The organism is Microbacterium sp. TPU 3598, assembly GCF_002356155.1.
In the GTDB taxonomy this organism is placed as follows: Bacteria; Actinomycetota; Actinomycetes; order Actinomycetales; family Microbacteriaceae; genus Microbacterium; species Microbacterium maritypicum_A.
Genome location: NZ_AP017975.1, coordinates 864,084 through 889,115, shown reverse-complemented (window position 1 = coordinate 889,115; position 25,032 = coordinate 864,084). Strand labels below are relative to the sequence as shown.

The 25,032-nt window shown below is 68.4% G+C and carries 29 protein-coding genes; 13 read left to right on the top strand and 16 right to left on the bottom strand.

Going from position 1 to position 25,032, the window contains the following annotated elements; all coding sequences use genetic code 11:
- Positions 1-122 precede the first annotated feature (122 nt).
- The 5 genes from MST3598_RS04145 (at position 123) to MST3598_RS04125 (ending at position 4,346) form a co-directional block, all read left to right on the top strand.
- The gene (locus tag MST3598_RS04145; protein ID WP_021198046.1) at positions 123-1,262 is read left to right on the top strand and encodes an ABC transporter substrate-binding protein; all 1,140 of its coding nucleotides are present in this window, start codon (positions 123-125) and stop codon (positions 1,260-1,262) included.
- On the top strand, positions 1,259-2,197 hold the full coding sequence (locus MST3598_RS04140; RefSeq protein ID WP_231494469.1) for an ABC transporter permease: 939 nt from the start codon (positions 1,259-1,261) through the stop codon (positions 2,195-2,197). Before MST3598_RS04145 ends, MST3598_RS04140 begins: the two co-directional genes overlap by 4 nt.
- On the top strand, positions 2,194-2,988 hold the full coding sequence (locus MST3598_RS04135) for an ABC transporter permease subunit (protein ID WP_096359679.1): 795 nt from the start codon (positions 2,194-2,196) through the stop codon (positions 2,986-2,988). Before MST3598_RS04140 ends, MST3598_RS04135 begins: the two co-directional genes overlap by 4 nt.
- On the top strand, positions 2,985-4,076 hold the full coding sequence (locus MST3598_RS04130; RefSeq protein WP_029259771.1) for an ABC transporter ATP-binding protein: 1,092 nt from the start codon (positions 2,985-2,987) through the stop codon (positions 4,074-4,076). The genes MST3598_RS04135 and MST3598_RS04130 overlap by 4 nt, the downstream gene beginning before the upstream one ends.
- Before the next feature lie 90 nt (positions 4,077-4,166).
- Entirely contained in the window at positions 4,167-4,346 is a 180-nt protein-coding gene (locus tag MST3598_RS04125; RefSeq protein WP_017828129.1) for a YegP family protein, read from the top strand.
- A gap of 98 nt (positions 4,347-4,444) precedes the next feature.
- Here the strand turns inward: MST3598_RS04125 and MST3598_RS04120 are convergent, their stop codons facing one another.
- The 9 genes from MST3598_RS04120 to MST3598_RS04080 all read right to left on the bottom strand — a co-directional run bounded on the left by MST3598_RS04120 (position 4,445) and on the right by MST3598_RS04080 (position 9,481).
- Positions 4,445-5,200 carry an amino acid ABC transporter ATP-binding protein gene (locus MST3598_RS04120; protein WP_029259770.1) on the bottom strand — a complete coding sequence of 252 codons (756 nt, stop codon included), beginning with the start codon at positions 5,198-5,200 and terminating at the stop codon, positions 4,445-4,447.
- Positions 5,197-5,994, bottom strand: a complete 798-nt coding sequence (locus MST3598_RS04115) for an amino acid ABC transporter permease (RefSeq protein WP_021198053.1) — start codon at positions 5,992-5,994, stop codon at positions 5,197-5,199. The genes MST3598_RS04120 and MST3598_RS04115 overlap by 4 nt, the downstream gene beginning before the upstream one ends.
- Before the next feature lie 34 nt (positions 5,995-6,028).
- Positions 6,029-6,847, bottom strand: coding sequence for a basic amino acid ABC transporter substrate-binding protein (locus MST3598_RS04110; RefSeq protein ID WP_021198054.1), 819 nt, complete (start codon positions 6,845-6,847; stop codon positions 6,029-6,031).
- Positions 6,848-7,019: 172 nt separating this feature from the next.
- A complete protein-coding gene (locus MST3598_RS04105; RefSeq protein ID WP_029259769.1) occupies positions 7,020-7,322 on the bottom strand; it encodes a Dabb family protein in 303 nt (100 codons plus the stop codon).
- Positions 7,319-7,615 (bottom strand): glutaredoxin family protein, encoded by a 297-nt coding sequence (locus MST3598_RS04100; protein WP_029259768.1) that lies wholly within the window; start codon positions 7,613-7,615, stop codon positions 7,319-7,321. Before MST3598_RS04100 ends, MST3598_RS04105 begins: the two co-directional genes overlap by 4 nt.
- The gene (locus tag MST3598_RS04095) at positions 7,612-7,914 is read right to left on the bottom strand and encodes a rhodanese-like domain-containing protein (protein ID WP_029259767.1); all 303 of its coding nucleotides are present in this window, start codon (positions 7,912-7,914) and stop codon (positions 7,612-7,614) included. The genes MST3598_RS04100 and MST3598_RS04095 overlap by 4 nt, the downstream gene beginning before the upstream one ends.
- Before the next feature lie 78 nt (positions 7,915-7,992).
- Positions 7,993-8,091 (bottom strand): 30S ribosomal protein bS22, encoded by a 99-nt coding sequence (locus MST3598_RS04090; protein ID WP_003792170.1) that lies wholly within the window; start codon positions 8,089-8,091, stop codon positions 7,993-7,995.
- A gap of 156 nt (positions 8,092-8,247) precedes the next feature.
- Positions 8,248-8,439, bottom strand: coding sequence for a helix-turn-helix domain-containing protein (locus tag MST3598_RS04085; protein WP_017204627.1), 192 nt, complete (start codon positions 8,437-8,439; stop codon positions 8,248-8,250).
- Positions 8,440-8,548: 109 nt separating this feature from the next.
- Positions 8,549-9,481, bottom strand: coding sequence for a TetR/AcrR family transcriptional regulator (locus MST3598_RS04080; RefSeq protein ID WP_029259766.1), 933 nt, complete (start codon positions 9,479-9,481; stop codon positions 8,549-8,551).
- Between the two features lie 102 nt (positions 9,482-9,583).
- Here MST3598_RS04080 and MST3598_RS04075 point away from each other — a divergent pair, with 102 nt between their 5' ends.
- Both MST3598_RS04075 and MST3598_RS04070 read left to right on the top strand, forming a co-directional pair.
- Entirely contained in the window at positions 9,584-10,477 is an 894-nt protein-coding gene (locus MST3598_RS04075) for a daunorubicin resistance protein DrrA family ABC transporter ATP-binding protein (protein ID WP_029259765.1), read from the top strand.
- On the top strand, positions 10,474-11,301 hold the full coding sequence (locus MST3598_RS04070; protein ID WP_029259764.1) for an ABC transporter permease: 828 nt from the start codon (positions 10,474-10,476) through the stop codon (positions 11,299-11,301). Before MST3598_RS04075 ends, MST3598_RS04070 begins: the two co-directional genes overlap by 4 nt.
- 194 nt (positions 11,302-11,495) lie before the next feature.
- Here the strand turns inward: MST3598_RS04070 and MST3598_RS04065 are convergent, their stop codons facing one another.
- Both MST3598_RS04065 and MST3598_RS04060 read right to left on the bottom strand, forming a co-directional pair.
- Entirely contained in the window at positions 11,496-12,206 is a 711-nt protein-coding gene (locus MST3598_RS04065; protein ID WP_081860151.1) for a DUF2071 domain-containing protein, read from the bottom strand.
- 70 nt (positions 12,207-12,276) lie between these two features.
- Positions 12,277-12,687 carry an ArsR/SmtB family transcription factor gene (locus MST3598_RS04060; protein ID WP_029259762.1) on the bottom strand — a complete coding sequence of 137 codons (411 nt, stop codon included), beginning with the start codon at positions 12,685-12,687 and terminating at the stop codon, positions 12,277-12,279.
- A 106-nt stretch (positions 12,688-12,793) separates the two neighbouring features.
- Here MST3598_RS04060 and MST3598_RS04055 point away from each other — a divergent pair, with 106 nt between their 5' ends.
- The 4 genes from MST3598_RS04055 to MST3598_RS04040 all read left to right on the top strand — a co-directional run bounded on the left by MST3598_RS04055 (position 12,794) and on the right by MST3598_RS04040 (position 17,315).
- A complete protein-coding gene (locus MST3598_RS04055) occupies positions 12,794-14,224 on the top strand; it encodes a TrkH family potassium uptake protein (RefSeq protein WP_021198063.1) in 1,431 nt (476 codons plus the stop codon).
- Entirely contained in the window at positions 14,217-14,888 is a 672-nt protein-coding gene (locus MST3598_RS04050; protein ID WP_021198064.1) for a potassium channel family protein, read from the top strand. Before MST3598_RS04055 ends, MST3598_RS04050 begins: the two co-directional genes overlap by 8 nt.
- Positions 14,889-14,964: 76 nt before the next feature.
- Positions 14,965-15,741, top strand: coding sequence for an ABC transporter ATP-binding protein (locus MST3598_RS04045; protein WP_029259761.1), 777 nt, complete (start codon positions 14,965-14,967; stop codon positions 15,739-15,741).
- Positions 15,723-17,315 carry a hypothetical protein gene (locus MST3598_RS04040; protein WP_029259760.1) on the top strand — a complete coding sequence of 531 codons (1,593 nt, stop codon included), beginning with the start codon at positions 15,723-15,725 and terminating at the stop codon, positions 17,313-17,315. Before MST3598_RS04045 ends, MST3598_RS04040 begins: the two co-directional genes overlap by 19 nt.
- Positions 17,316-17,331: 16 nt before the next feature.
- On the opposite strand, the gene MST3598_RS04035 is transcribed toward MST3598_RS04040, so the two are convergent.
- Positions 17,332-17,619, bottom strand: coding sequence for a DUF1905 domain-containing protein (locus tag MST3598_RS04035; protein WP_029259759.1), 288 nt, complete (start codon positions 17,617-17,619; stop codon positions 17,332-17,334).
- Between the two features lie 3 nt (positions 17,620-17,622).
- Positions 17,623-18,462: a pyrroline-5-carboxylate reductase gene (proC, locus tag MST3598_RS04030; RefSeq protein WP_021198068.1), complete on the bottom strand. Its 840-nt coding sequence runs from the start codon at positions 18,460-18,462 to the stop codon at positions 17,623-17,625.
- 59 nt (positions 18,463-18,521) lie between these two features.
- Between proC and MST3598_RS04025 the strand changes: the two genes are divergently transcribed.
- Complete coding sequence (locus MST3598_RS04025) at positions 18,522-19,493, top strand: cation diffusion facilitator family transporter (RefSeq protein ID WP_021198069.1); 972 nt, start codon at positions 18,522-18,524, stop codon at positions 19,491-19,493.
- A gap of 12 nt (positions 19,494-19,505) precedes the next feature.
- Here the strand turns inward: MST3598_RS04025 and tadA are convergent, their stop codons facing one another.
- On the bottom strand, positions 19,506-19,961 hold the full coding sequence (gene tadA / locus MST3598_RS04020; RefSeq protein ID WP_021198070.1) for a tRNA adenosine(34) deaminase TadA: 456 nt from the start codon (positions 19,959-19,961) through the stop codon (positions 19,506-19,508).
- 80 nt (positions 19,962-20,041) lie between these two features.
- On the opposite strand from tadA, the gene upp reads away from it, so the two are divergent.
- A complete protein-coding gene (gene upp, locus MST3598_RS04015; protein ID WP_021198071.1) occupies positions 20,042-20,674 on the top strand; it encodes a uracil phosphoribosyltransferase in 633 nt (210 codons plus the stop codon).
- Positions 20,675-20,695: 21 nt separating this feature from the next.
- Here upp and MST3598_RS04010 read toward each other — a convergent pair whose 3' ends face one another.
- Together MST3598_RS04010 and MST3598_RS04005 are read right to left on the bottom strand one after the other, a co-directional pair.
- Positions 20,696-21,490 carry a GNAT family N-acetyltransferase gene (locus tag MST3598_RS04010; protein ID WP_029259757.1) on the bottom strand — a complete coding sequence of 265 codons (795 nt, stop codon included), beginning with the start codon at positions 21,488-21,490 and terminating at the stop codon, positions 20,696-20,698.
- Positions 21,487-24,957 carry a TM0106 family RecB-like putative nuclease gene (locus MST3598_RS04005; protein WP_029259756.1) on the bottom strand — a complete coding sequence of 1,157 codons (3,471 nt, stop codon included), beginning with the start codon at positions 24,955-24,957 and terminating at the stop codon, positions 21,487-21,489. Before MST3598_RS04005 ends, MST3598_RS04010 begins: the two co-directional genes overlap by 4 nt.
- Positions 24,958-25,032: the final 75 nt, after the last annotated feature.

Here is a 25,032-nt window from a genome sequence, read left to right as displayed (position 1 = left end):
TGTTCGGCCACCGGCTCGCCACCGTCCGTTCACCAGACCCGCGACGGGCGGCAACCTGCGCCTCATAGTGTCCTCTCGCAACCCGAAACCGGCTCACAGCGCCGGACACCGAGAGGACACTCATGGCTCGCTTCACCCGCCGCGCGCGCATCGGCGCCGGCATCGCCCTGGCCACCACGGCCGCACTCGCACTCACGGCCTGCTCCGGCGCAGCTGACGCGACCGGCGGAGGCAGCTCCGACGTCGACGCCTCCGCCGCGACCTCTGTCACCGACTTCGGCACCTTCGCCGACCTCGAGGCTGCAGCCAAGGCCGAAGGCTCGCTCAACGTCATCGCGCTCCCCCGCGACTGGGCGAACTACGGCGAGATCCTCGACCTGTTCGCCGAGAAGTACCCCGAGATCACCATCAACGAGGCCTCCCCCGACGTCTCGAGCGCCGAGGAGATCCAGGCCGCGAAGACGAACGAGGGACTCGACACCGCGCCCGACGTGTTCGACATCGGCCTCACGGTCGCCCTGCAGAACACCGACGTCTTCGCGCCGTACAAGGTGCAGACGTGGGATGACATCCCCGAGGAGCTGAAGGAGCCCACCGGCCTCTTCGTCGGCGACTACGGCGGGTACATGTCGATCGGCTACGACTCGTCGAAGTTCGACGCTCCGGCCGAACTCTCCGACCTGCTCTCGGCCGACTACAAGGGCGCCGTCGCGATCAACGGCGACCCGACCCAGGCCGGTGCGGCCTTCGCCGCCGTCGGCCTCGCCACCGTGCAGTCCGACGGCACGCTCGACGACTTCCAGCCGGGCATCGACTTCTTCTCCGAGCTGCAGAAGGCCGGAAACCTGCTCAAGGTCGACGTGACCACCGCGACGATCGCGAGCGGCGAGACCCCCGTCGTGTTCGACTGGGACTACCTGAACGCCTCGCACACGGCCGACAATAAGGACTGGAAGGTCGTCGTGTTCGACGGCACCGGTTACGCCGGGTACTACAACCAGGCCATCAACGCCGACGCCCCGCACCCGGCTGCTGCCCGCCTGTGGCAGGAGTTCCTCTACAGCGACGAAGTGCAGAACCTCTGGCTGAAGGGCGGCGCCCGTCCGGTGCGCATGGAGGCCATGACCGACGCCGGCACGATCGACGCCGACCTCGCTGCGGCACTCCCCGAGGCACCGGAGGAGACGGTCGTCCCGACCGAGGAGCAGTCGACGAACGCCGGCACGCTGCTCGGCGAGAAGTGGGCCTCGGCGGTCCAGTGACCACCCTCACCGCAACGGGGGCGGATGCCGCGGCATCCGCCCCCACCACCTCCGCCGGGTCCTCGCCGCACGCGAGGGCCCGGCGGTCCGCTCCGTCCGTCGCCTGGCTCGGGCTCGTCCCGTTCGCCGCATACGTCGTGCTCTTCCTGGCGGTGCCGACGATCCTGTCGATCGGCTCCGGCTTCTTCACCAAGGACGGCTCCTTCACCTGGTCGAACATGTCGGCCCTCGCCGATCCCGTCGTGCTGAGCACCTTCGCGAACTCCGCCGGGCTCTCGCTGCTCACCGCCGTGGTGGGTGCGCTCGTCGGCGCCCTCGTCTGCTACGCGCTGCTCGGCATGGACCCCGAGGGGCGAACGCGCTCGGCTGTGGACGCGGCGGCCGGCGTGCTGGCCCAGTTCGGTGGCGTCATGCTGGCGTTCGCCTTCATCGCGACCATCGGCATCCAGGGTGTCGTCACGGTCTTCCTGAAGGACTCGTTCGGCGTCAACATCTTCGAGAACGGCACCTGGCTGTACGAGCTGCCCGGACTCGTCCTCCCCTACTTCTACTTCCAGATCCCGCTCATGGTCATCACCTTCATGCCCGCCCTCGCCGCGCTCAAGCCGCAGTGGGCCGAGGCCAACCTCACACTCGGCGGCACCCGCGCGAGCTTCTGGCTGCGTATCGGCATCCCGGTGCTCGCGCCGTCGTTCCTCGCCAGCCTGCTGCTGCTGTTCGCGAACTCGTTCTCGTCGTACGCCACCGCCGCCGCCCTCGCCAGTCAGGGAGCGCAGATCGTGCCGCTGCAGATTCGCACTGCCCTCACGAGCGAGACGGTCCTCGGCCGCGAGAACCTCGCCGGCGCCCTCGCGCTCGGCATGATCGTGATCGTCGGGATCGTCATGGCCCTGTATTCCCTCGTGCAACGACGCGCGGCCAGGTGGCAGTCGTGAACCGGCTCGGCCCCTCCCTCGCGACCCGCTGGGTCATCGGCATCCTCGTCGGTGCGTTCTTCGCCGTTCCCCTGGTGTCGACGTTCCTCTTCACGCTGCGCGACCCCGAGGGCGGGCTGTCGTTCGCCCGCTGGATCGCGCTGTTCGACCCCGCGGCGGCCGCTACCCTGAGGCCGATCTGGGCGGGTCTGGGCAACTCCCTGATCCTGGCCGTCGTCACGGTGGCCATCGTGCTGCTCCTGCTCGCCCCCACCATGATCCTGGTGAACCTGCGCTTCCCGAAGCTCAAGCCCGCCTTCGAGTTCGCGGTGCTGCTGCCCATCTCCATCCCCGCCATCGTGCTCGTGGTCGGCCTCGCTCCCATCTACCTGCAGATCGGTCGCGCCTTCGGCACCGGCACCTGGACGCTCGCCTTCGCCTACGGGGTCACCGTGCTGCCGTTCGCGTTCCGCTCGATCCAGGCGTCGATCGATGCCGCCGACCTGCGCACCCTCTCCGAGGCCGCACGGTCGCTCGGCGCCAGCTGGCCGACGGTCGTCCTCCGGGTGCTCGCTCCGAACCTCCGCCAGGGGCTGCTCGCCGCATCGCTCATCTCCATCGCGGTGGTGCTCGGCGAGTTCACGATCGCCTCGCTCCTGAACCGCCAGGTGTTCCAGACCGCCATGGTCGTCGTGAACAAACAGGATCCGTATGCGCCGGCGATCTTCACGCTGCTCGCGCTGGTGTTCGTCTTCCTCCTGCTCCTCGTCATCGGCCGCGTCGCCCGCGGTACCGGAAAGGCCCGCTCATGACCCTCGACCACGCGCTGCCGCGCACCAAGGACAACCTGCTGCTCTCCCAGGCGGGCGAGGGAACGCGCGTCGAGCTGCAGGGCATCGTCAAGAGCTACGGCGGCAACCGGGTGCTGCACGGTGTCGACCTGGACATCGCCCCCGGGGAGTTCGTCTCGCTCCTCGGCCCCTCCGGCTGCGGCAAGACCACCCTGCTGCGTGTGCTCGCCGGTCTCGAGGGCGCGGATGAGGGGGCCGTGCTGCTCGGCGGCGGAGACGTCTCCCGAGTGCCCACGAACAAGCGCGACATCGGGATGGTCTTCCAGTCGTACTCGCTCTTCCCGCACCTGCGGGTCGCCGAGAACACCGCCTTCGGCCTGCGCCGGCGCGGGATCGCGAAGGCGGAGGCTTCGCGCCGCGCCGTCGATGCCCTCGCGCTGGTCGGACTCGCCGACTTCGCCGATCGCTTTCCGCACCAGCTCTCCGGCGGACAGCAGCAGCGGGTGGCGCTCGCCCGTGCGCTGGTGACCGAGCCCAAGGTGCTGCTTCTCGACGAACCGCTCTCCGCGCTCGACGCGAAGGTGCGCGTGCAGCTGCGCGACGAGATCCGCCGCATCCAGCTGCGCCTCGGCATCACGACCGTGTTCGTCACCCACGACCAGGAGGAGGCGCTGGCCGTCTCCGACCGGATCGCCGTGATGAACGACGGTCGTATCGAGCAGATCGGTTCCCCCGAACAGCTCTACACGATGCCCTCGACCGCCGGAGTCGCGGCTTTCGTCGGCCTGTCCAGCGTCGTATCCGGGGTCGCCGAGGGCGATCATGTGATGGTCTGGGGGCAGCGGCTTCCTCTCCAGTCACGGGCGGACGGGCCGGTCGACGTGTATCTGCGACCGGAGAACGTCTACTTCGCATCCGAGCCCGACGCCGCAGCCGATGCCCTGGTCGAGGAGAGCACCTTCCTCGGCAGCATGCGTCGTACGCTCGTCCGCACCGAATCCGGTGAGCTCGTCCGGGTGCAGCATGCGCCGGGCACCCACCCCGCGTTCGGCGATCGGGTGCGCATCGCGATCGCTCCCGAGCCCGTCGCCGTGCACCCGCGCGGCTGAACCCATCGCTCTTCCCCCGGGCCCGCCCCGAACGCTAGCGTGAGGCCCGAGGGGCGGGGTTCCCTCCATCCGAGAGAGAAAGGACGCCTCATGGCAGGCACGTTCGAGCTGTACACCGACAAGTCCGGCGAGTACCGGTTCCGCCTGAAGGCCGGCAACGGCGAGGTCATCGCGATCAGCGAAGGCTACTCGTCGAAGTCCGCCGCCCTGAACGGCATCGACTCCGTGCGTCGCAACGCCGCAGACGCCGAGGTCGTCGAGGCCGACTGAGCTCGATACCCACGTTCCACGCCGAGACCCCCTGTTGCAGACGTCTGCAACAGGGGGTCTCGGCGATTGCGATAGGTGTCGGCGAACCGGATCTCGGGTCAGAGCACGCGCGAGAGGAAGTCCTTCGTGCGCTGATGCTGAGGGTTGCCGAGAACCTCGCGCGGGTCGCCTTCCTCGACGATGTGCCCACCGTCCATGAAGATGAGGCGGGATCCGACTTCGCGTGCGAATCCCATCTCGTGCGTGACGACGAGCATCGTCATCCCTTCGTCGGCCAACGATCGCATGACCTGCAGCACCTCGCCGACCAGCTCGGGGTCGAGCGCCGAGGTGGGCTCGTCGAACAGCATCATGTCGGGGTTCATGCACAGTGCACGGGCGATCGCCACACGCTGCTGCTGCCCTCCCGACAGATGCCCCGGGTAGGCGTCGGCCTTCTCGGCCAGACCCACGCGGGCGAGCATGGCATGCGCGATCAGCTCGGCTTCCTTCTTCGACCGCTTCTTCACCCGCTGCTGAGCGATCGTGAGATTGCCCAGCACATCGAGGTGCGGGAAGAGGTTGAAGCTCTGGAAGACCATGCCGATGCGGGTGCGCACGCGGTCGATGTCGACGTCGGGGTCGGTGATGTCGATCCCCTCGATCAGCACCTTGCCGCCGGTCGGCTCCTCGAGCAGGTTCACCGAACGCAGCAGCGTCGACTTGCCCGAGCCCGAAGGTCCGATCACGCACACGACCTCGCCCTTGGTGACGGTGAGGTCGATGCCCTTGAGCACCTCGTTGTCGCCGAACGACTTCACGAGCCCCTGCACGTCGATGGCGGGGGCGTGGACATCAATCAGGTCGGTGATCATCGCTGCCTCGACATCCGTCGCTCCAGCCACGCACTGAAGCGCGTGAGCGGGATCGTCACGATCAGGTACAGGATCGCCGCCATGATCAGCGGCGTTCCGTTCGCGTTCTGCGTGCTCGCATCGCGGGCGAAGGTCGTGAGCTCCTTCGACCAGATGAACGAACCCGCCACGAAGAGCAGCGACGTGTCCTTCAGCAGCAGCACGAACTCGTTGGTCAGAGGCGGGATGATGATCCGGAACCCCTGCGGCACGATGATCCAGAACGTCGTCTTCATGGGCGACATGCCGAGGGAGCGCGCCGCCTCGGTCTGGCCCTTCGGAACGGCCTGGATGCCCGCACGGATCGTCTCGGCCATGTATGCCGAGGCGACGAGGACGAGACCGATGAGACCGAGCACGACAGGTCCGCCCAGCTTCGTGCCGGGCACGCCCAGCGCGATCGGCAGGATGAACGCGATGCCGAAGATCGTGAGGATCGCGGGGAGCCCCCGGAACAACTCGATCCAGCACGTCGCGATCCACCGGAACGGCGCGATGGTCGACAGCTTCATCAGTGCCAGCACGACTCCGAGCAGCAGCCCCCCGGCGAAGGCAACGGCCGTGAACCACAGCGTGTTGACCAACGCGGTCGTGATGATCCCGGGGAACATCTTCGCCGCGACTTCAGGATTGAAGAACAGCGGGCCGATCTTCGCCCAGTCGGTGCTCACGATCGCCCAGACGGCGATCGCGATCAGCACCGCGTAGACCGTGTAGCGATACAGCTTGCTCTTGGTGGTACGCCTCAACGCCATCGTCGAGGACCTCCCGCTCTACCGACCCCGCCGGTCACTTGGCCGCGAGGTACTCGTCGTAGATCTTCTGGTATCCGCCGTCGTCCTGGAGCTCCTTGAGCGCCTTGTTGACCGCGTCGCGCAGCTCGTCCTTCTCGCCCTTGGCGAAGGCGAAGCCGTACGACTCGTCGGTCGGGTACGTCTCGACGATCTTGTAGTCGGGGTCGTCCTGCTCGTGCACGTAGTTGACGGGCTGGTCCTGCAGGATGGCGTCGATCTGACCCGCCTGCATGGCCGGCCACAGCTCACCGTCCGAGGGGTACTGCACCAGCTGCGCACCCGGAGCGTTCTCGCCCGCGTAGGTCTCGCCGGTGGTGCCCTGCTGCACGCCGACGTTCTTGCCGTCGAGGTCGTCGATCGACTTGATGTCCGAGTCGGCGCGCACGAGGAGCGACTGCAGCGAGTCGACGTACGGGTCGGAGAAGTCGATGTTCGCCTTGCGCTCGTCGGTGATGGTCATCGCAGAGGCACCGATGTCGCACGTGCCGGCGGCGAGCGTGGTGCCGGACTGGAGCGCGTCGAAGCCCACGTCCTGCACGGCGAGCTTCAGGTCGATCTTCTCGGCGATCGCACTGAGCAGGTCGATGTCGAAGCCGGAGTAGCCGGTCTCGCTGGAGGGGTCCTCGACCTCGAACGGCGGGTAGGGGACGTCGGAGCACACGGTGAGCGTTCCGGCCTCGACGAGACCGTACTTGTCGTCGGCGGCGGGAGCGTCACTGCTTCCCGCGTCGGATGATCCGGTGGCGCAGCCGGCGAGCGCGAGAGTGGCCGTCGCCACGAGGGCGAGGCCGGCGATGAGGTTGCGACGAGGCATGTCGGCTCCTGTGAGTCGAGGGCACGGAGGCCCGCTGACGGGTAGGAGTTCATCTAAACATGCGGCTCGTCGCGTGACCAATGACATCGGCATCCGCGCGCATTACGTTTGTGTTGCAAGTACGCCCCGATCACACGTGGAAACCGAGTTCCTGGGTCGGTGCGACGCGGTGTCAGACCTCGAAGTCGACGGCGACGCGCGAGGCGACGACCGATCGGATGTACGCGGCGACCTCGGCGTGCGCGGGGTGCACCTGGTACTCGTCGATCGCCGCGACCGAGGCGAAGTCCGCGACGAGCGTGACGTCCCAGTTCGCCTCCGGATAGGCGACGTTCGCGCCGGCGGAGATGGAGAGGAGCTGCGGGACGACACCGTCGAGAGCGTTCAGCCGGCGAGCGACCTCGGCAGCCTGGGCACCACGCTCGGCGGCGTCTTCGGCGGCGAGCTTCCAGGTCACGACATGGCGGATGGTCACAGGGCTTCCTTCAGTTCGGTCGGGGATTCACCACGGAGTGCGTCTTCGAGCGCCTCTCGCAGCCGGTCGGGCGAGACGCGCCAATGCGCGTGCAGCTCGCCGTCGATCAGCACGACCGGGATCTTCTCCCACCACAGCTCGTACAGCGCGGGATCGTCCTGGATCGACGCCTCGACGATCTCGATCTGCTCGGCGGCGGCGTCGGGCAGATCGGCGACGACGGCATCGATGACGTCGGAGGCGACGTCGCACAGATGGCAGTCGGGCTTGCCGATCAGAGTCAGCGTGGTCACGCCGACGGCACCTCGACCGCGCGGCCCTGGGCGATCCACTCGCCGGTGCCGCCCTCGACGTTCGTGGCGTCGTAACCGCGCGACTCCAGAGCCTCGACCACACGAGCCGAGCGCCCGCCTGCCTGGCAGATGACGTCGAACGCCTCGGCAGGCAGCTCTTCCAGCCGGTTGCCGATCTCGGACATCGGGATGTTGACGGCCCCCGGCACATGGCCGGCAGCGAACTCGTCCACCTCCCGCACATCGATGAGCGGGATACCGGTGCGCTCGGCGAGCTCGGTGACGGTGATCGACTTCATGACATCCTCTCGGCGGGACGGAGATGCGGCCGGAGACACAAAGCGCCCGTCCGAAGACAGGCGCTCGTGTCTGGTCGCTTACTTCTTGTTGCGACGCTGGTGGCGAGTCTTACGAAGCAGCTTGCGGTGCTTCTTCTTCGCCATGCGCTTGCGGCGCTTCTTGATGACAGAACCCACGGAAACCTCACTAAGTCAGTGGCTGGGTGTCGCCGAAATCGGACACCCGGGTACGGGCACGGAAAATGCCTCGGGTCAGTCTAGCAAACCCGAAGGCGTCGCCTGTCACACGCATCGACCGCCCACCGGCGGCGGAGCACGAGAAGGCGATCGACGTCAGCCGACGTCGGCGATCGGGCGCTGCAGCGCATCAGCCACAGCGGACTCGGGTACGCGATAGCTGCGCCCGAAACGGACGGCCGGCAACTCCCCCGCATGGACCAGCCGATACACGGTCATCTTGGACACGCGCATGAGCTCTGCGACCTCAGCAACCGTGAGGAATCGGACGTCAGGAACCTCGGGCATCCCACGTACCCCTTTCTCGATGTGCACACTCTATGTGGTAGCTGGGACGCGTGTAAACCTCTGTGACTCGTGTGATCAGTGAGGTGCGACAGACCGCGAGAACTCAGGTTCAGCCGGACTTCTTCACCTTCGCCGACCGCTCCCTGGCCTCCCGCCATGCCTGACGCTCGATCTTGCGGGCCGCCCGCAGAGCCTTCTCAGCCTCGCGCACCGCCTTCTGCGCCTCTTTGAGCCGACGATCCCCGGACACCTCGGCCGGGTCGATGTCGATCCACTCCGCCGCCTCGGCGTGCAGCTCTCCGCGGTCGAGGCCCGCGATGTACGCCGTGACCCCGTCGAGGGTCCGCTCGACGGCGAACCGGAACGGATCGGCCGTCGAGGTGAACACATCGTCTTCGATCGCGCGACGGAGCGCGGGGAACTCCTCGGCCGTGATCACCCGATCGAAGAGAGCGGCTTCGTTTGCGGCCACCTCATCGGGGGTGAGTCCCGTGCCGCGGGACTGCTCGGTGTAGCCGGCCTGCACGATCCCGCACCAGCGGGCATGCCCGGTCACCGCGAGCGCGACGGCCATGCGCTCTTCCGTCGTCAGCGCGGTGCCGTCGAGAGCGGCGAGCCCGGCATCCAGCCAGGCCGAGCTGTTCGGGGTGATCGGCGATCCGGTGATCGGCAGGGACAGCATCCAGGGATGGCGCAGGTAGAGCTTGACCTGCTCTTCATACAGGGCGATCAGTCGTCCGCGCCAGCCGTCGGCCTCGAGGTGGCTCTGCGGCGGCAGCCCCGTCGCCTCTTCCTGCATCAGCAGCAGCAGATCGTCCTTCGCCGTCACGTATCGGTACAGCGACATCGGCGTGAATCCGAGCCGCGCCGCGACCGCGGCCATCGACACGGCGCCGATCCCCTCGGCATCCGCCAGCTCGACGGCGGCGTCGACGATCTTCTCGACGCTCATCTCGCGCTTGGGACCACGCTGCGGGTTCGCGGCGACACCCCACGCCAGCGCGATCCCGCGTGGCAGCTCCGGCGGCTCCGTCTCAGTCATGCGCTCATCCTACTTCTGTTTATTAGCTAAACAGTGTGTTACGGTCATACACAGTTGCGTTGGTGATACACAGTTTTCTACATACACAGAAAGGAGCGCCTGATGGAGACAGCCATCGAGGTGCAGGGGCTGCGCAAGGCCTTCGGGAACAAGACCGTCGTCGACGGACTGGATTTCGCGGTCGCCCGCGGCGAGGTCTTCGCCCTGCTCGGGCCGAACGGCGCCGGCAAGACCACGACAATCAACATCCTCACCACCCTCACCGCGGCAGACGCCGGCTCGGCGCGGGTCGCCGGCTGGGACATCGGGACGCAGGCGATCGAGGTCCGGAGACGGATCAGCCTCACCGGCCAGGCGGCAGCCGTCGACGATGCACTGAGCGCGTCCGAGAACGTCGTCATGTTCGCGCGGCTCGCCGGGCTCGGACGGGCAGCCGCGCGACGACGTGCCGCCGACCTGATCGACCAGTTCGATCTCACGGATGCCGCCTCCCGCATGGTGCGCACGTTCTCCGGCGGAATGCGACGTCGCCTCGACCTCGCCCTGAGCTTCGTGGTGACGCCGGAGGTGCTGTTCCTCGACGAGCCCACCACGGGTCTGGACACCCGCAGCCGTCGCAGGCTGTGGGACATCATCCGCATGCTGGCGAACGCGGGGACGACGGTCTTCCTCACCACCCAGTACCTGGAGGAGGCCGATCAGCTGGCAGACCGCATCGCCGTGCTGCACGACGGCAGGGTCGCCGCCCTCGGCACGCCTGCCGCATTGAAGGCGCGCGTCGGCGGAGACACCGTCGAACTCCACGACCGCCGCGGCGAGCTTCACCGGCAGATCCCCACCGATGGCACGGTCGCCGACCTCCGGCGAGCGCTCGACCTGCTCGACGAAGACGGAGAGGACGGCACCGTGACCCTGCGCCGCCCCACCCTCGACGACGTGTTCCTCGCCGTCACCGCGGCCGCCCCCATCGACCACCCCGTGAAGGAGCTCGCATGAACATCACCCTCGCCGCCCCTCGCTCCGCGGCATCTGCCCTCCCCGCCCCTTCACCGCGCCCGCGCCTGCGAGGCCTCACCGCCGAGGCGGTGTTCGTCGGTCGCAGCCTGCGCCACTCGCTGAGGGACGGCGAATCGCTGCTCATGGCGATCATGCTGCCCGTCATGCTCATGCTCATGTTCACGTGGGTGTTCGGCGGAGCGATCGATCCGTCCGGCGCCTACGTCGACTACGTGGTGCCCGGCATCATCCTCACCTGCGCGGGGTTCGGAGCCTCCTCCACCGCCGTGTATGTCGCGAACGACATGCGCACCGGCATCATCGACCGGTTCCGCACGATGCCGCTGCGAGCGGGGGCGGTGCTGACCGGGCACGTCGTCGCGAGCGTGCTGCGCAACCTCATCGCCACGGCGATCGTGATCGGCGTGGGAGTGCTCGTGGGCTTCCGTCCGAGCGCGAGCGCAGGGGAGTGGGTGGGGCTCGCCGCCCTGATCGCGCTGTACATCCTCGCGATCACGTATCTGTTCGCCGCCATCGGCCTTGCCGCAGGAAGCCCGGAAGGGGCGAACGGCTACGGCTTCGTGCTGCTCTTCCTCCCCTACCTGTCCAGTGCGTTCGTCCCGGTGGCGAGCATGCCGGAGTGGTTGCAGCCGGTGGCCGCGAATCAGCCGATCACACCCATCGTGGAGACGATCCGCGGGCTGCTCACTGATGCTCCCGTGCAGAGCGAGGCGTGGTGGGCGATCGGCTGGTGCGTCGTCATCCTCGCGATCGCAGTCGCCTGGGGTGCGTGGCTCTTCCGCCGCAAAGCCGGGCGACGCTGAGCGGACCCGCGGCAGCGGGCATCCCCGCGAAGACATATCCCCGCGGAGCCCACATCCCAGCGGAGACATAGGCGTTCTGCGGCTTTCGCTCATCTGCCGCTGGGACTGTTGACGCAGGGCTCGTGCCGGCACCGCCGAGTCCGCCCCGGGTGTGGGGACCCGCACCTCGCCCCTGATGACAAGCCCCCCTGTCGTCAGGGGCGAGTCGTTGCGGGTCTCCGCCAGCTGACGGGGAGATCGCGCATCACCAGAACGCTGTCGATCTGCGCGGCGCCCTGCGGAAGACCGTCGAAGAACGACGACCTGACCTCGTTCACGCGGCCCGCCTCCACGGCCCAGCGCGCCGCGGACAGCTCTACGGCCTCCGCTCCCCTGCCGTCGCGTCGCGGCGACCAGCCGGTGGCGCCAGCCCGGTAGAACCGTGAAGCGTCGCCCACTGTCGGGAAGAGCGAGCTCTCCCATTCCTCCGACACCTCGATGTCTGCGGAGACGCTCGCGTCGGACGCCTGCATCCGGACCTGGATTCGCGAGTCGGTCTCGTCGATGTCGAACCGCGCGCGCCGCTGCACGCCGGGGAAGAACCGACCCCCGCCGATGACGGGCACGATGTCCGAGGAGTGCCGCTCGATCACGTAGACGCCAGTGCGCGTGGTCCCGCTCTCGTCCCACTCGACCGCGAACCGGTGCGCGGCGTTCTCCGTGGAGATGCCCCACCGCGGTCGCAGCCAACCGGGACGCAGCTCCGTCAGCGCGATCAGGCACACCCCGCCGACCGCGCTCCCGTCGATGAGCTGCGGGCGGAAGGGGGCGGGGATCATCTCGCCGGCCGCCGACGGATCGACCCGATACGTCAGCAGCAGACGGCGCCGCATACGGCCGCGAAGTGTGCGCATGAGGAGGTTCATGCCTAGAATTTAACAGCTTTGCTAAATAGCTACAAGCCTTTGATGCGGTCGTTCGGCGTCGCTCGAACCGTCACGCTCCGAGCCGCTTGAGCGCGTTCGCGACGACGTGCTTCGCGGAGGCGGCCGCCCGTCCGACGACCTCGGCGGCATGCGCCGCGCTTTCGGGAACCGCGTGGTAATCGATGTCGGGTGCGCTGTCGCCGTAGGCGTCGACCAGGAACGGCACCAGCCAGTCGTCCACGACTTCGAGCGGCTCGACCGCGAGGCTGTAGAAACGGCGCTGACCGTCTTCGCGCACGGTGACCAGCTCGGCGTCGCGCAGCACCTTCAGGTGCTTCGACACGGTGGGCTGGCTGATGCCCAGATCGGCGACGATCTGGCTGACGCTGGTGCCGGCCTCCCCTTCGGTCGTGCGCCGCAGCAGGAGCTGGAGGATGTCTCGCCTCGTACCGTCTGCGATCACGTCGAAGATGTCCGTCATGAGTTCAGGGTAGTCGTCCCCGGCACGGAGTACCATGACGAAGGCTCGGCGACAGGCGCCGTGCGGTCGCTCGGCGCGACCGAAGGAGAAACCAGAGGGGGCAGCGATGTCGGGCATCGTTTCGGCGTCGTCCCCGCGGCAGAGCCTGAAGAGTGCGGCCGGATGGGTCAAGCACCTCGTCACCTCGTCGCCGTCGCGCTTCGCGATCGTCGTCTTCGCGCTGCTGATCCTCGTGTTCACGGTTCTCCTCTCCCTGCCGATCGCCTCCGCGAGCGGCACGGTCACGCCGCTGAGCGACGCCCTCTTCACCGCTGTCTCCACCATCTGCGTCACCGGACTCGCAACGGTCGACATGGCCAACTACTGGTCCCCCTTCGGACACGTCGTGGTGTTCCTCGGCGTGAACATCGGCGCCCTGGGTGTCCTCACCCTCGCGTCTCTCATGGGCATGCTGATCTCGAAGCGCCTCGGCCTGCGTGCCAAGCTGATGGCCGCCGGCGACACGAATCCGATGCGCGCGCACGGCGGCGTGGTCAACGAGAGCCAGACCGTGCGGCTCGGCGAAGTCGGCCAGCTGCTGACCACCGTCGCCGTCTCGGCGCTCATCATCGAAGCGTCGCTCGCGATCCTCCTCTATCCCGCGCTCGTGATGGCCGGGGTCGACCCGATCGCGGCGCTCTGGGAGGCGCCCTACTTCGCGGCGATGGCGTTCACGAACACCGGCTTCGCTCCCAACGACGGCGGCGTCGCGGTGTTCGCCGACGACTACCTGGTGCTCTCACTCCTCATGGTGGGCGTCTTCCTCGGCAGCATCGGCTTCCCCGTCATCTACACGCTCGCCAAGCACGTCTGGCACGTGAAGCGCTGGTCCCTGCACACCAAGCTCACCCTCGTCACGACCATCCTCCTGTTCATCCTGGGCGCGGCCGTCTTCGTCATCCTCGAGTTCAACAACCCGAAGACCTTCGGCTCCATGGACGCCACCGACACCACCTTCCAGGCGTTCTTCCTCTCGGCGATGACCAGATCCGGCGGTTTCAACGTGATCGAGATGGACGACCTGAACGGGTCCTCCCTGCTCGCGGCCAGCATGCTGATGTTCGTCGGCGGCGGCTCGGCGTCGACGGCCGGCGGCATCAAGGTGACCACCCTCGCCGTGCTCGCCATCGCCGTGTGGTCCGAGGCCAAGGGCCGTCAGTCCGTCGAGGCGTTCGGCCGCCGCATCCCGAGCGACGTGCAGCGCGTGGCCCTCAGCGTCGTCGCGTGGGGGGCCACGATCGTCGCGCTGTCGACGATCGTCATCGCCCAGATCACCAAGGCCGATATCAGCCACGTGCTGTTCGACGTGATCTCGGCGTTCGGCACGGTCGGCCTGTCGACGGGGCTCACCGCGGAACTTCCCGATTCGGCCTCGTACGTGATGGCCGCGACCATCTTCATGGGCCGCGTTGGTACAGTGACACTCGCCGCGGCGGTCGCCGCGACATCGCGAACGCAGTACTACTCACTGCCCGTGGAAAGGCCGATCGTTGGTTGAAGTCCTGCGGGGCGACGCTCCCGTCCTCGTCATCGGTCTCGGCAGGTTCGGCGCTGCCTGCGCCGGCGAGCTCGATCGCCTCGACCGCGAGGTGCTCGCGATCGACGACAACCTCGAACTCGTGCAGAAGTGGTCCGACCGGGTCACGCACACCGTGCAGGCCGACGCGAAGAACATCGACGCGCTGCGTCAGATCGGCGCCCAGGACTTCCAGGTCGCGGTCGTCGCCGTCGGATCCTCGATCGAGGCGTCGGTGCTGATCACCGCGAACCTCGTCGACCTTAAGGTGCCGCAGATCTGGGCCAAGGCCGTCTCCCAGTCGCACGGCAAGATCCTCGCCCGTGTCGGCGCCAACCACGTCATCTACCCCGAGCGCGAAGCGGGTGAGCGCGTGGCGCACCTCGTGAGCGGACGGATGCTCGACTTCATCCGCTTCGACGACGACTTCGTCCTCGCCAAGATGTACCCGCCGAAGTTCATCCGCGGCGTCGGACTGAACGAGTCCGGCGTGCGATCCAAGTACAAGGTCACCGTCGTCGGGGTGAAGAGTCCGGGCAAGCCGTTCCGCTACGCCGAGGCGAACACGATCGTGACGAACCACGACCTCATCATCGTCTCGGGCACCAACAGCGACATCGAGCGCTTCGCCGGCCTCGACCGCTGACGACGCGTCGTCCGGTCTGCCGACTCCCCCTCGCGGCGGATGTGAGGGTCCGCGTCGTCGTGATGGGATGGGACCCATGACCGACCACACCGCGGCTCCTCCCGTCCTCGCCCTTCGCGGGCTTCGCAAGCAGTTCGGGCAGAAGGTCGCCGTCGACAGTCTCTCCCTCGACGTGCCGGCCGGATCCATGCTGGGGCTGCTCGGCCCGAACGGGGCGGGCAAGACCACCACCCTCGCGATGGCCACGGGCCTGCTGCGTCCCGATGCGGGAACCGCCTGGGTGCTCGGCGCGGACGTGTGGCAGAACCCCGCCGAGGCGAAAGCGCGTATGGGCGTGCTGCCCGACGGCATCCGCATGCTCGACCGACTGACCGGCGCCGAGTTGCTGCGATACACCGGGCTCCTGCGCGGCATGGCCGAGGCGGACGTCGTCTCCCGGACCGTCGACCTGCTCGAGGCCCTCGGGCTCGCCGACGCCCGCGACACGCTCGTCGTCGACTACTCCGCGGGCATGCGCAAGAAGATCGGACTCGCCTGCGCGCTGATCCACGCTCCGCGCCTGCTCATCCTCGACGAGCCGCTCGAGGCCGTGGACCCGGTGTCGGGCGAGACGATCCGGCAGATCCTGCGATCGTTCGTCGACGGCGGCGGCACTGTCGTGCTTTCCAGCCACGTGATGGAACTCGTCGAATCGATGTGCGACAGAGTCGCCATCGTCGCAGAGGGACGCCTGCTCGCGCACGGCCCGCTCGACGAGGTGCGAGCCGGCCTCTCCCTGCAGCAGCGCTTCCTCACGCTCGTGGGGGCGCACGACCTCGGAACGGAGACGCTCGCATGGTTGCGCTCCTCGTAAGTCTGCGCTGGCGGCAGCTCCGCCATCAGTTGTCCCGCAATCCCTGGATGATCGTCACCTTGATCATCACGGGCATGGTGGCGCTCGGGCTCCTCGCCGGGCTCACCGCCGGACTCGTCGCGCTGCGCTTCGCCGCGCCCGACGGCGCCGTCACCGCCATCGTGCTCACCGGCTCGGTGATCGTGCTCGGGTGGTGGATCGGGTCGATCCTGGTCAGCGCCGACGACTCGCTCGCTCCGGAGCGCTTCGCTCTGCTACCCGTGACCGCACCCGCACTGCTGCCGGGTTTCGTCGTCGCCGGAGCCACGACCATCGGTGGTATCGGCACCACGGTCGCCCTGCTGCTGATGCTGCTCGGCTGGTCGGTCAGCATGCCCGCTCTGTTGAGCGCCGTGATCATGATCCCGGTGGCCGTCAGCACCTGTGTGCTCGGTGCCCGCGTGGTGAGCGGCCTCCTCGCCGGCTGGCTGGCGCGCCGCAGCACACGCGACCTGGTGCTGACCCTCGGCGTGCTGCTCGCCGCCTCGTCCGGCCTCATCCTCAACCTGGGGATCGGGGCCTTGACCAGGGTCGGTGACGTCGGAGAGGCGTTCACCACCATCGCCGACATCGCCGCCTGGACACCGGTGGGTGCCGTATTCGGGGTGTCCGCCTCGGCCGCACAGGGTGACATCCTCACCGCCGCGCTCCGCCTGCTGATCGCCCTCGCGACGGTGGTCGTGCTGTGGTTCGCGTCGCAGCGGCTGCTGGCCGCGCGACTCGTCTCGCCGATCCAGAGCAGCGGGGGCGGACGGGTGCGTTCCGGCGGTCTGCTCGACCGGGTGCTGCCGGCGAACTCGATGGGGGCGATCGCCGCACGGTCGCTGCGCTACTTCCGTCGTGATCCGCGCCAACTGGTCAACATCGTGATGCTCCTGCTGCTGCCGGCGATCTTCATCGGCATCGCGCTGATGAACGGTCTGCAGGAGGAGGCGATCGGCTTCGCCCCGGCCATCACCCTGATCCCCGCGATCAACGCCCTGCTCGCCGGAACAATCGTGCAGATGGCGATCGCCTACGACAACGATGCCGTCGCCATCCACATCCTCACCGGGGTCAGCGGTGCCGCCGACCGCGCGGGACGCCTGCTCGGCTTCGGGCTGATCGCGGTTCCGGTGACGATCGTGCTGTGCGTGGCGACCTGCCTCCTCGCCGGACGTCCCGACCTGCTGCCGGGCAGTCTCGGCGCCGCTCTCGGCCTGACGGCGATCGCCGGCGGCGCCGGTGCATGGGTGGGGAGCTTCCTCCCCGGACGCGCACCCGCCCCGGAGGCGAATCCCTTCGGACGCGGCTCGTCCGGAGGAGTGCAGTCGTTGCTCGCGATGATCATCATCGGTCCGATCACGCTCGCCCTCGGTGCCCCCGCACTCGGATTCGCGATCGCGGCGATCTGGAACCCCGCCCTCGGCTGGGTCAGCCTCGCATGCGGCATCGCGTTCGGCGGACTGACGATCTGGGGTGGAACCGTGCTCGGCGGGAGGGTCCTGGATCGTCGCTGGCCCGAGGTGCTCGCCGACGTGTCCAGCGAGAGCTGAGCGAGACCGGAACCCGTCAGGCGTCGATGTCGAGGGTGATCTCGACCACGTCGCCCACTCCGACGCCCTCGCGGTCCTGGAGCGCCTTCTTGATCGGCACGATGTACCCGCCGTCCTTCGGCCACAGGGCGGTGGTCACCGTGGTCTCACCGACAGTGACCGATGCGGGGATCATGCCCCACCCGTACGTGACGACGGAAGCGATCTCGTGGATCAGCTCGCTCTCGGCGGCTGGCACCGTGACGAAATGGAAGGGCGCGGGACCGCGCCAGTACCAGATCGCGCCCTCGATCCGCAGTCGCATCACTCACGCCCCGGCGGCGAGTTCCCTGGCACGCGCGAGAGCCGCAGCGGCGGCATCGGCGAAGGTGCGTTCGAGATGCGCGTCCTGCAGCACGGCGACCGCACGCTCGGTCGTCCCCTTCGGACTGGTGACCCGACGACGAAGTTCCGTCGGGTCCTCGCCCGAGGCGTCGAGCAGCGCCGTCGCGCCGATGAACGTCTGCTCGACCATCAGGCGGGCGTCGGCGTCGTCGAACCCCATGCCCACCGCGGCCTTCGTGAACTCCTCGATCAGCAGGTAGACGTACGCCGGACCGGAGCCCGAGATCGTCGACAGCGCATCGATCTGCGACTCGGGCACCTCGACCACGGCTCCGACGGTCTGGAAGAGGCGACGCACCAGAGCCAGGTCATCGTCCGAGACCGCGGCGCCTGCCGCGATTCCCGTGACCCCCTTGCGGACGGTCGACGGGGTGTTGGGCATGGAGCGGATGACGCGGGCATCCGCACCGAGCACGTCGGCGAAGGTCTGCAGCGTGACGCCGGCGGCGACGCTCACCACGATCGTGTCGGCGGCGAGGTGCGGGGCGATCTCGCGGAGCAGGTCGGGCACCATGGCCGGCTTCACGCCGACCAGCACGATGCGGGCGCCCTCCACCGCCTCGGCGTTGCCGTCCGGCCGCTCGGCGAGCGCGATGCTCGTGACGCCGTCGAGCCCGGCGAATGCCTCCGCCTTCTCCGCGGTGCGGTTCGTCGCGGCGATGCCGCCGTCGATGGGGATACCCGAGGCGACCACCCCACGGAGGATCGCACCACCCATCGAGCCGGCACCGAGGAAAGCGAGCGAAGGAAGCGAGTCAGCCATGTCGTCATCCTACGGCGGGCACTCCGACATCCTCGGGCGGGCGGTTCTAGACTCGTCCCATGAGTGCATCCGGAGGCAACAAGGCCATCGTCGCGGCGTTCCTGGCGAACATGGGCATCGCCCTCGCGAAGTTCATCGCCTGGGCCCTCTCCGGGTCTGCCTCGATGCTCGCGGAGGCGATCCACTCCGTCGCCGACTCCGGAAACCAGCTGCTGCTGATGCTGGGAGGGCGCAAGGCCCGACGCGAGGCCGACCGTGCGCACCCGTTCGGGTACGGGCGAGAGCGCTACGTCTACGCCTTCGTCGTCTCGATCATCCTCTTCTCGGTCGGCGGCCTCTTCGCGATCTACGAAGGCGTCGAGAAGCTCACGAATCCGCACGAGCTCGACAAGACGTGGTGGTGGCTGCCGCTCGTCGTGCTCGTCGTCGCGATCGGGCTCGAATCCTTCTCGCTGCGCACCGCCGTGCGCGAGAGCAACCTCGTGCGGGAGAAGGGCCAGTCGTGGGTGTCGTTCGTGCGTCGTTCGAAGGCACCTGAGCTCCCGGTCGTGCTGCTCGAAGACGTGGGAGCGCTGACCGGCCTCACGTTCGCCCTTCTCGGCGTCGGCCTCACCCTCATCACGGGCAACCCGATGTTCGATGCACTCGGCACCGTGATGATCGGTGTGCTGCTGGTGCTGATCGCGATCGTGCTGGGCGTCGAGACGAAGAGCCTCCTGGTCGGTGAAGGCGCGACGCAGGCGGACCACGACCGTATCGTGGACGCGATCAACGCGGGCGACGAGATCGAGAAGATCATCCACATGAAGACGCTCTACCTCGGCCCGGACGAGCTGATGGTCGCCGCGAAGATCGCGCTGAACGCCGACAAGCCGCTGCGCGAGGCCGCCGACGACATCAACGCGATCGAGGCCCGTATCCGCGAGGCCGTTCCGGTGGCGCGGATCGTCTACATCGAGCCCGACGTGTACCGCCCGGCGATCGACCCCGAGCCCTCGACCGACGTCTTCGTGCTGAAGTCGTCCGACTGAGTGGGGCTCGACTCAGCGACGCTGCTCGAAGAACGAACGCAGCACCGCTGTGGCCGCGTCGGCCTGGACGCCGCCGATGACCTCGGCCCGGTAAGGCAGCCGGCGATCGCGCAGCACGTCGTACATGGACCCGGCCGCGCCGGCCTTGTCGTCCCAGGCTCCGAACACCACACGGCCGACGCGGGACTGCAGGATGGCACCGGCACACATGATGCACGGCTCGAGGGTGACCACGAGCGTGTGCCCGTCGAGGTTCCAGGAACCGACGGACGCCGCCGCGCGCCGCAGCGCCTCGATCTCGGCGTGACCGGTCGGATCGTGGGTCTCCTCGCGGGTGTTGCGCCCTTCGGCGATGATCCGCCCTCCCCCGTCGATCACGACGGCACCGACGGGGATCTCGGATGCCGCGGCCGCCTCGGCGGCGAGCACGAGGGCGCGCTGCATCGCGAGGTCGTCTGCAGCGGTCATGCGTCGAGCCTACGACAGCCGCCGAGCGCGGGCGGAGCTTCGATGTCGTGCCCGACCGCGCGGCGCATTACCCTGTATCCATGCGTGTTCACGTGGCCGACCACCCTCTCATCACTCACAAGCTCTCGGTACTGCGCGATGCGCGCACGCCGTCGCCGGTCTTCCGGCAGCTCACGGAGGAGCTCGTCACGCTGCTCGCGTACGAGGCGACACGCAACGTGAAGGTCAGCCCGATCGAGATCACGACCCCGGTGACCACCACGACGGGCGTGAAGATCTCGGAGCCGCGACCGATCGTCGTGCCGATCCTGCGTGCCGGTCTCGGCATGCTCGAAGGCCTCGTGAAGCTGCTCCCGACCGCCGAGGTCGGCTTTCTCGGCATGGTGCGCGACGAGACCACGTTCGAGCCGACGACCTACGCCGAGCGTCTGCCCGACGATCTGAGCGACCGTCAGTGCTTCGCGATCGACCCGATGCTCGCGACCGGGGGTTCGCTGGCCGCCGCGATCCAGTTCCTGTTCGACCGCGGTGCGAAGGACGTCACGGCGATCTGCCTGCTCGGCACCCCGGAGGGCGTCGCCGCGATCGAGGCGATGGCGGGCGACCGCGATGTGACCCTCGTGCTCGGCGCGCTCGACGAGCGCCTCGACGAGAAGGGGTACATCGTGCCCGGACTCGGCGACGCCGGCGATCGGCTCTACGGCACGGTCTGACGCGGACCTGCCCCGACGGAGTCAGGCTTCGAGAGTCAGGCGGTAGGCACGCTCGTCGCCGAAGTGGGTGAAGCCGGCGCGCGCCAGGATCGGGGCCGACGTCGAGACGCGCCCCTTGACGAGCGCCGTCGTCGCTCCCCAGGCTGCGCTTTCTCGGAGGCGCTCGGCGAGGACCGCGCGGTACGCGCCGCGCCCCCGGTACTCCGGCAGTGTCGAAGCGCCCCAGAGCCGGACGAATCCACCGTCGATCGTGCACCCGCCGGTGCTGACCGCCCGGCCGCCGATCCGCGCGAGAATCCGGAAGCCTTCGCGAGTCTCGAGCGCCGTCGTCACCTCGGCGAGCTCCGCCCGCAGTCCCTGCGGGTCGAGGGGCTCCTGCTGCCACACGGGCACGTTGACCGCGTCGACGTCGCGCACCTGCTCCAGCGTGCGCACGACCTCGACGGTGATGTCGTCCGGCACATCGACTGCTGCGGCTCCATCGACCGGTCGAGCGAACACGGCCACCGTATCGATATGCTCCGCTCCCCGCCGACGAAGCTCCTCCTCGACGTCCGGACGGTCGGAGGGGTTCGTCCAGAAGGTGAATCTCGACGCGCCCCACGCTCCCGTCCGCTCCAGAGCATGGTCGACGATCTCCGTGGGCTCGAGGACGGAGCTCACCTGGGAACCGCGGACTCCGCCGCCGAATCTCGACGGATCCCGCACGAGGAGCAACTCACTGCGCTCGTGCTCGCTGTCGCGCGGGAACCACACCCAGGCCGCAGCCGCGCGCAGGATCTCGTCTGTCGAGTGCGCGTGCGTCGGCTCGCTCATTCCGCCGCACCGACCAAGCGGGCGAAGGCGCTGAGCCGAGCCACTCCCTCCGGCGTGTACGGCAGATCGTCGAGCAACGCGGGCGAGTGGATCAGATAGGCGACGACCTGCGCGCGGGAGATCGCCACGTTGAGCCGATTCTGGAGCAGCAGGAACTCGGGTCCGCGGGGAGCGTCCCGTCCGCTCGAGGCGGCGAGCGACGTGATGGAGACGACAGCCTCCTTGCCTTGGAAGTTATCGACAGTGCCCACCGGAACGTCGGGGAAGCCGGCGTCGGAAAGCGCGTCGAGCACCAGCTGACGCTGCGCGTTGTAAGGCGTGACGACGATGATGTCGGACGGCGTGAGCGGCCTCGTCGAGGCGTCGGGGTCGTTGTCGGTGAACGTTCTCCCGACCAGATCGCGCACGAGTCGTACGACCTCGGCGGCTTCCTCCGGTGACTGCGTCGCGTTGCCGCGGTGGCGCAGCGGCACGACGTGCAGCCCCGGATCGACTCCGTCGAGTGAGCGGCGCTCGGTTCCCGGCGCCGAGGCGAGTTGTCCGGCGTAGGCGAGCTTCGACACCGGCGCAGCCACGAACGGATGCATCCGCCACGACCGTGCGAGGAAGTACCCGTATTCGGGCCGCACCACGGGGTCGCCGTCCATCACCCAGCCGAGGGCCGAGGTGTCGACCGGCTCCGGATGCGCGCCCTGGCTCACCTGCGGGAGCTGTTGCGGATCGCCGAGGAGCAGCAGCCGCTTCGCCCCAGCCGCGACGGCGATCGTCGAGGCGAGCGAGAACTGACCCGCCTCGTCGATCACGAGAAGATCGAGGCCGGCACGATCGACACGCTGGGTGTTGCTGAAATCCCAGGCCGTGCCACCGACGACGGCCCCCTCGCCCGCGTGCTCGGCGAGGAACGATGCCATGCCGTTCTTCGGGATCACGGTGTACGGCGGCTCTGCCTCGGGATCTTTCGGCGCCTTCGCGACCTGCGCCGGCGCGACGCCGTCGGCGACGATGCGCGCGAGAAGGGTCTCGATGATCGCATGCGACTGCGCCACGACGCCGACTTTGAAACCGTGTTCGTTCACCAGGCGCGCGATCACACGCGATCCCGTATAGGTCTTCCCTGTCCCCGGAGGGCCCTGCACCGCCAGGTAGCTGCGGTCGAGGTCGAGCACACCACGCACGATCGCATCGATCGTGTCGTCGCGGGCCGGGGGCAGTGCTTCGCCCGATGTCGTGCGCGGGGGAATTCGACGCAGGATGTCGGTCGCCGCGTCGTGCGGGAAGCCGGGCGCGGCCGCGTGCACGGCATCGGCCCACTCGTCGATCGCTCCCTGCAGTGAGACCACGCGCGGAGGCGCCGCCGGGGTGAGAGCGAGCGGCAGCTCGTCCCAGGTCTGACCCTGCACTGCCGACTCGGAGACGAGGTAGCCGTCGTCGAGCACCTCGACCACCGTGACGGTGTGCGGCACGTGGACGGCGCGTGAAGGCACCTCGGTGTCGAAGGGGGCCGGGACCTCGTAGAGCGCGAACGGCTGCGCACCCGGGCCGAGCGTCGTGCCGGGCGACACCTCGCCGCGGATCTCGATGTCACGCGACATCACACGTCGTCCCTCGCCGATGCTCCACTCGCGGCGCACGACCGACGACGGGCGATCGACCTTCACCACATCACGCGTGCCGTCCCACATCGTCACCGGCTCTCGCAGCCGCTGGAAATGCGACACCCAGAAGCTCTTCGCCTCGCGGGGGAAGTAGTCGATGGCCGCGGCGGCGATACGGTGCACGAGCCCGTCGCCGCCGTCTTCCACGGCGCGTTCCGCATCGGCGAGCAGCGCGACGGAACGGGGGGACGGCTCGTAGATGACCTCGTCGGCATCGTCGGGCGGCGCGGGCGTCACGCCCTTCCGGCGTGCGATGTCGATGAGCCAGTTGCGCAGGCGTCGTGTCGACACGCAGTCATAGCGGTTGTAATCGGCGAGGTCGGCCAGCACTGCGTCGGCCTCGGCTTTCTCCCCCGCCGCCGCGAGCTCACGAGCGGCGACGTACTGCACGATCGAGTCGTCGCCCTTCTGCACGTCGCTGGTGCGCACGTCGTCGCCCATGTAGAGCGGTTCGAGTTTCTTGATCGAGTACGACCGGGAGCCGACCCGGACGGTCCGCAGCACGAGCGGGTAGAGATCGACGAACACGCCCTCGCGCAGCAGCCGATCGACCTCGCCCTCGCGCACGCCGTGCCGCGCGGCCATCGCCACGAGGTGCGAGGTCTCGTACGGCGCGTAGTGGTAGATGTGCATGCCGGGATGCGCCAGCCTGCGCGCATTGACGAAGTCGAGGAACGTCTCGAGAGCCCGCTTCTCGTCGGCGAAGGTATGAGCCCACAACGCCGAGTACTGGTCAGCGTTGTCGACCCAGCCGAAGAGGTAGTCGATCCCCCACTGCGCCTCGCCGTCGGGAGCGGGTTCGGTGTAGAGCGGGTCGCCCTCGAAGTCGAAGAAGATATCGCCGTGACTGGGCAGCGGGAGTGTGTGGATCGCCTGCGCGTAGTGGACGTCGAATGTCGGTGCTCCCTCGGCGTCAGCACGCAGCTGCAGACGCGCCTGGGCTCGGAGAGTCTCGAACGTGTCGACGTTCATGCCCGCGGGAGCGTCGGGTGCCACAGCCAACTCATCGATCGTCTCGATGCCGGATGCCCGCAGACGTGCTCGCTGCACCGGACGCATCCGCGCCACCATCAGGAGGTCGCGATGCGCGAGCACCTGCTCCTCGCAGGTGGCGCAGCGGCCACAGGCCACGATCTGGAGGTCGCCGCGATCATCGCCCCATGCGAGCGGCGCGCCCGTCGCACCCTCGGCGATGCGTCGATCGGCGATGAGGGCGCGCAGTCGCGCCCGCCGCACCTGGAACAGCGGAAGGAGATCGTCGACGGCGTGCGTGCTGAGCGTGCTGTCGCCGAGGATGAGGTCGACCTCGTCGGAGCGCGGGATGCCGAGGCGATCGAGCTGGTCGACATATGCCGCCAGCTGCATGAGCGCCGTGACACGGGCCTTGCGGGCGAGCTTGGAGTCCTGCACCCGCCAGCGGCCGTCGTGATCCTTGCGGAGGAAGTCGGCGAAACCGACGAACTCCTCGGTCGCGAAAGCCGCCTGGAAGACGACCTCCGCATCCGAGCGGAGGGCGGCAATGGTCTCGTCGACCGCAGCCGCCAATGCATCGGCATCGACGGAAGAGACCTTCTCGATGCGGTGGACGTTCTCGTCACCGAGGTCGTCGATGTAGCGGGCCAGCACGTTCTGCTCGTGCACATCGCCCAACTCCGCGGCCCGCTTCAGGGTCGCGTCTTCCGGCTCTTCGACCGCCGGCACTCTTCCGAGCTTCGCGTCGATCGCTCGACACCACGCGAACTCGCACTCCGCGGCCGCCTTGAGGTCGCTCGCGCTCCAGATGACGCGCTGCGCCTGAGTGTCGATCCGCACGATGCTCCCGTTCTGTCGGATGCTTCGACACTATCCGCGGCATCCGACACGGGCGAAAGCGCGGGCCTCCCGGGA

What these genes read in the sequence shown, in the direction of transcription:
- MST3598_RS04145 (WP_021198046.1), top strand. Translation starts at nt 123, where the DNA reads ATGGCTCGCTTCACCCGCCGCGCGCGCATCGGCGCCGGCATCGCCCTG.
- MST3598_RS04130 (WP_029259771.1), top strand. Translation starts at nt 2,985, where the DNA reads ATGACCCTCGACCACGCGCTGCCGCGCACCAAGGACAACCTGCTGCTC.
- MST3598_RS04125 (WP_017828129.1), top strand. Translation starts at nt 4,167, where the DNA reads ATGGCAGGCACGTTCGAGCTGTACACCGACAAGTCCGGCGAGTACCGG.
- MST3598_RS04120 (WP_029259770.1), bottom strand. Translation starts at nt 5,200, where the DNA reads ATGATCACCGACCTGATTGATGTCCACGCCCCCGCCATCGACGTGCAG.
- MST3598_RS04115 (WP_021198053.1), bottom strand. Translation starts at nt 5,994, where the DNA reads ATGGCGTTGAGGCGTACCACCAAGAGCAAGCTGTATCGCTACACGGTC.
- MST3598_RS04110 (WP_021198054.1), bottom strand. Translation starts at nt 6,847, where the DNA reads ATGCCTCGTCGCAACCTCATCGCCGGCCTCGCCCTCGTGGCGACGGCC.
- MST3598_RS04095 (WP_029259767.1), bottom strand. Translation starts at nt 7,914, where the DNA reads ATGAAGTCGATCACCGTCACCGAGCTCGCCGAGCGCACCGGTATCCCG.
- MST3598_RS04085 (WP_017204627.1), bottom strand. Translation starts at nt 8,439, where the DNA reads ATGCCCGAGGTTCCTGACGTCCGATTCCTCACGGTTGCTGAGGTCGCA.
- MST3598_RS04080 (WP_029259766.1), bottom strand. Translation starts at nt 9,481, where the DNA reads ATGACTGAGACGGAGCCGCCGGAGCTGCCACGCGGGATCGCGCTGGCG.
- MST3598_RS04075 (WP_029259765.1), top strand. Translation starts at nt 9,584, where the DNA reads ATGGAGACAGCCATCGAGGTGCAGGGGCTGCGCAAGGCCTTCGGGAAC.
- MST3598_RS04070 (WP_029259764.1), top strand. Translation starts at nt 10,474, where the DNA reads ATGAACATCACCCTCGCCGCCCCTCGCTCCGCGGCATCTGCCCTCCCC.
- MST3598_RS04065 (WP_081860151.1), bottom strand. Translation starts at nt 12,206, where the DNA reads ATGAACCTCCTCATGCGCACACTTCGCGGCCGTATGCGGCGCCGTCTG.
- MST3598_RS04060 (WP_029259762.1), bottom strand. Translation starts at nt 12,687, where the DNA reads ATGACGGACATCTTCGACGTGATCGCAGACGGTACGAGGCGAGACATC.
- MST3598_RS04055 (WP_021198063.1), top strand. Translation starts at nt 12,794, where the DNA reads ATGTCGGGCATCGTTTCGGCGTCGTCCCCGCGGCAGAGCCTGAAGAGT.
- MST3598_RS04045 (WP_029259761.1), top strand. Translation starts at nt 14,965, where the DNA reads ATGACCGACCACACCGCGGCTCCTCCCGTCCTCGCCCTTCGCGGGCTT.
- MST3598_RS04040 (WP_029259760.1), top strand. Translation starts at nt 15,723, where the DNA reads ATGGTTGCGCTCCTCGTAAGTCTGCGCTGGCGGCAGCTCCGCCATCAG.
- MST3598_RS04035 (WP_029259759.1), bottom strand. Translation starts at nt 17,619, where the DNA reads ATGCGACTGCGGATCGAGGGCGCGATCTGGTACTGGCGCGGTCCCGCG.
- proC (WP_021198068.1), bottom strand. Translation starts at nt 18,462, where the DNA reads ATGGCTGACTCGCTTCCTTCGCTCGCTTTCCTCGGTGCCGGCTCGATG.
- MST3598_RS04025 (WP_021198069.1), top strand. Translation starts at nt 18,522, where the DNA reads ATGAGTGCATCCGGAGGCAACAAGGCCATCGTCGCGGCGTTCCTGGCG.
- tadA (WP_021198070.1), bottom strand. Translation starts at nt 19,961, where the DNA reads ATGACCGCTGCAGACGACCTCGCGATGCAGCGCGCCCTCGTGCTCGCC.
- upp (WP_021198071.1), top strand. Translation starts at nt 20,042, where the DNA reads ATGCGTGTTCACGTGGCCGACCACCCTCTCATCACTCACAAGCTCTCG.
- MST3598_RS04010 (WP_029259757.1), bottom strand. Translation starts at nt 21,490, where the DNA reads ATGAGCGAGCCGACGCACGCGCACTCGACAGACGAGATCCTGCGCGCG.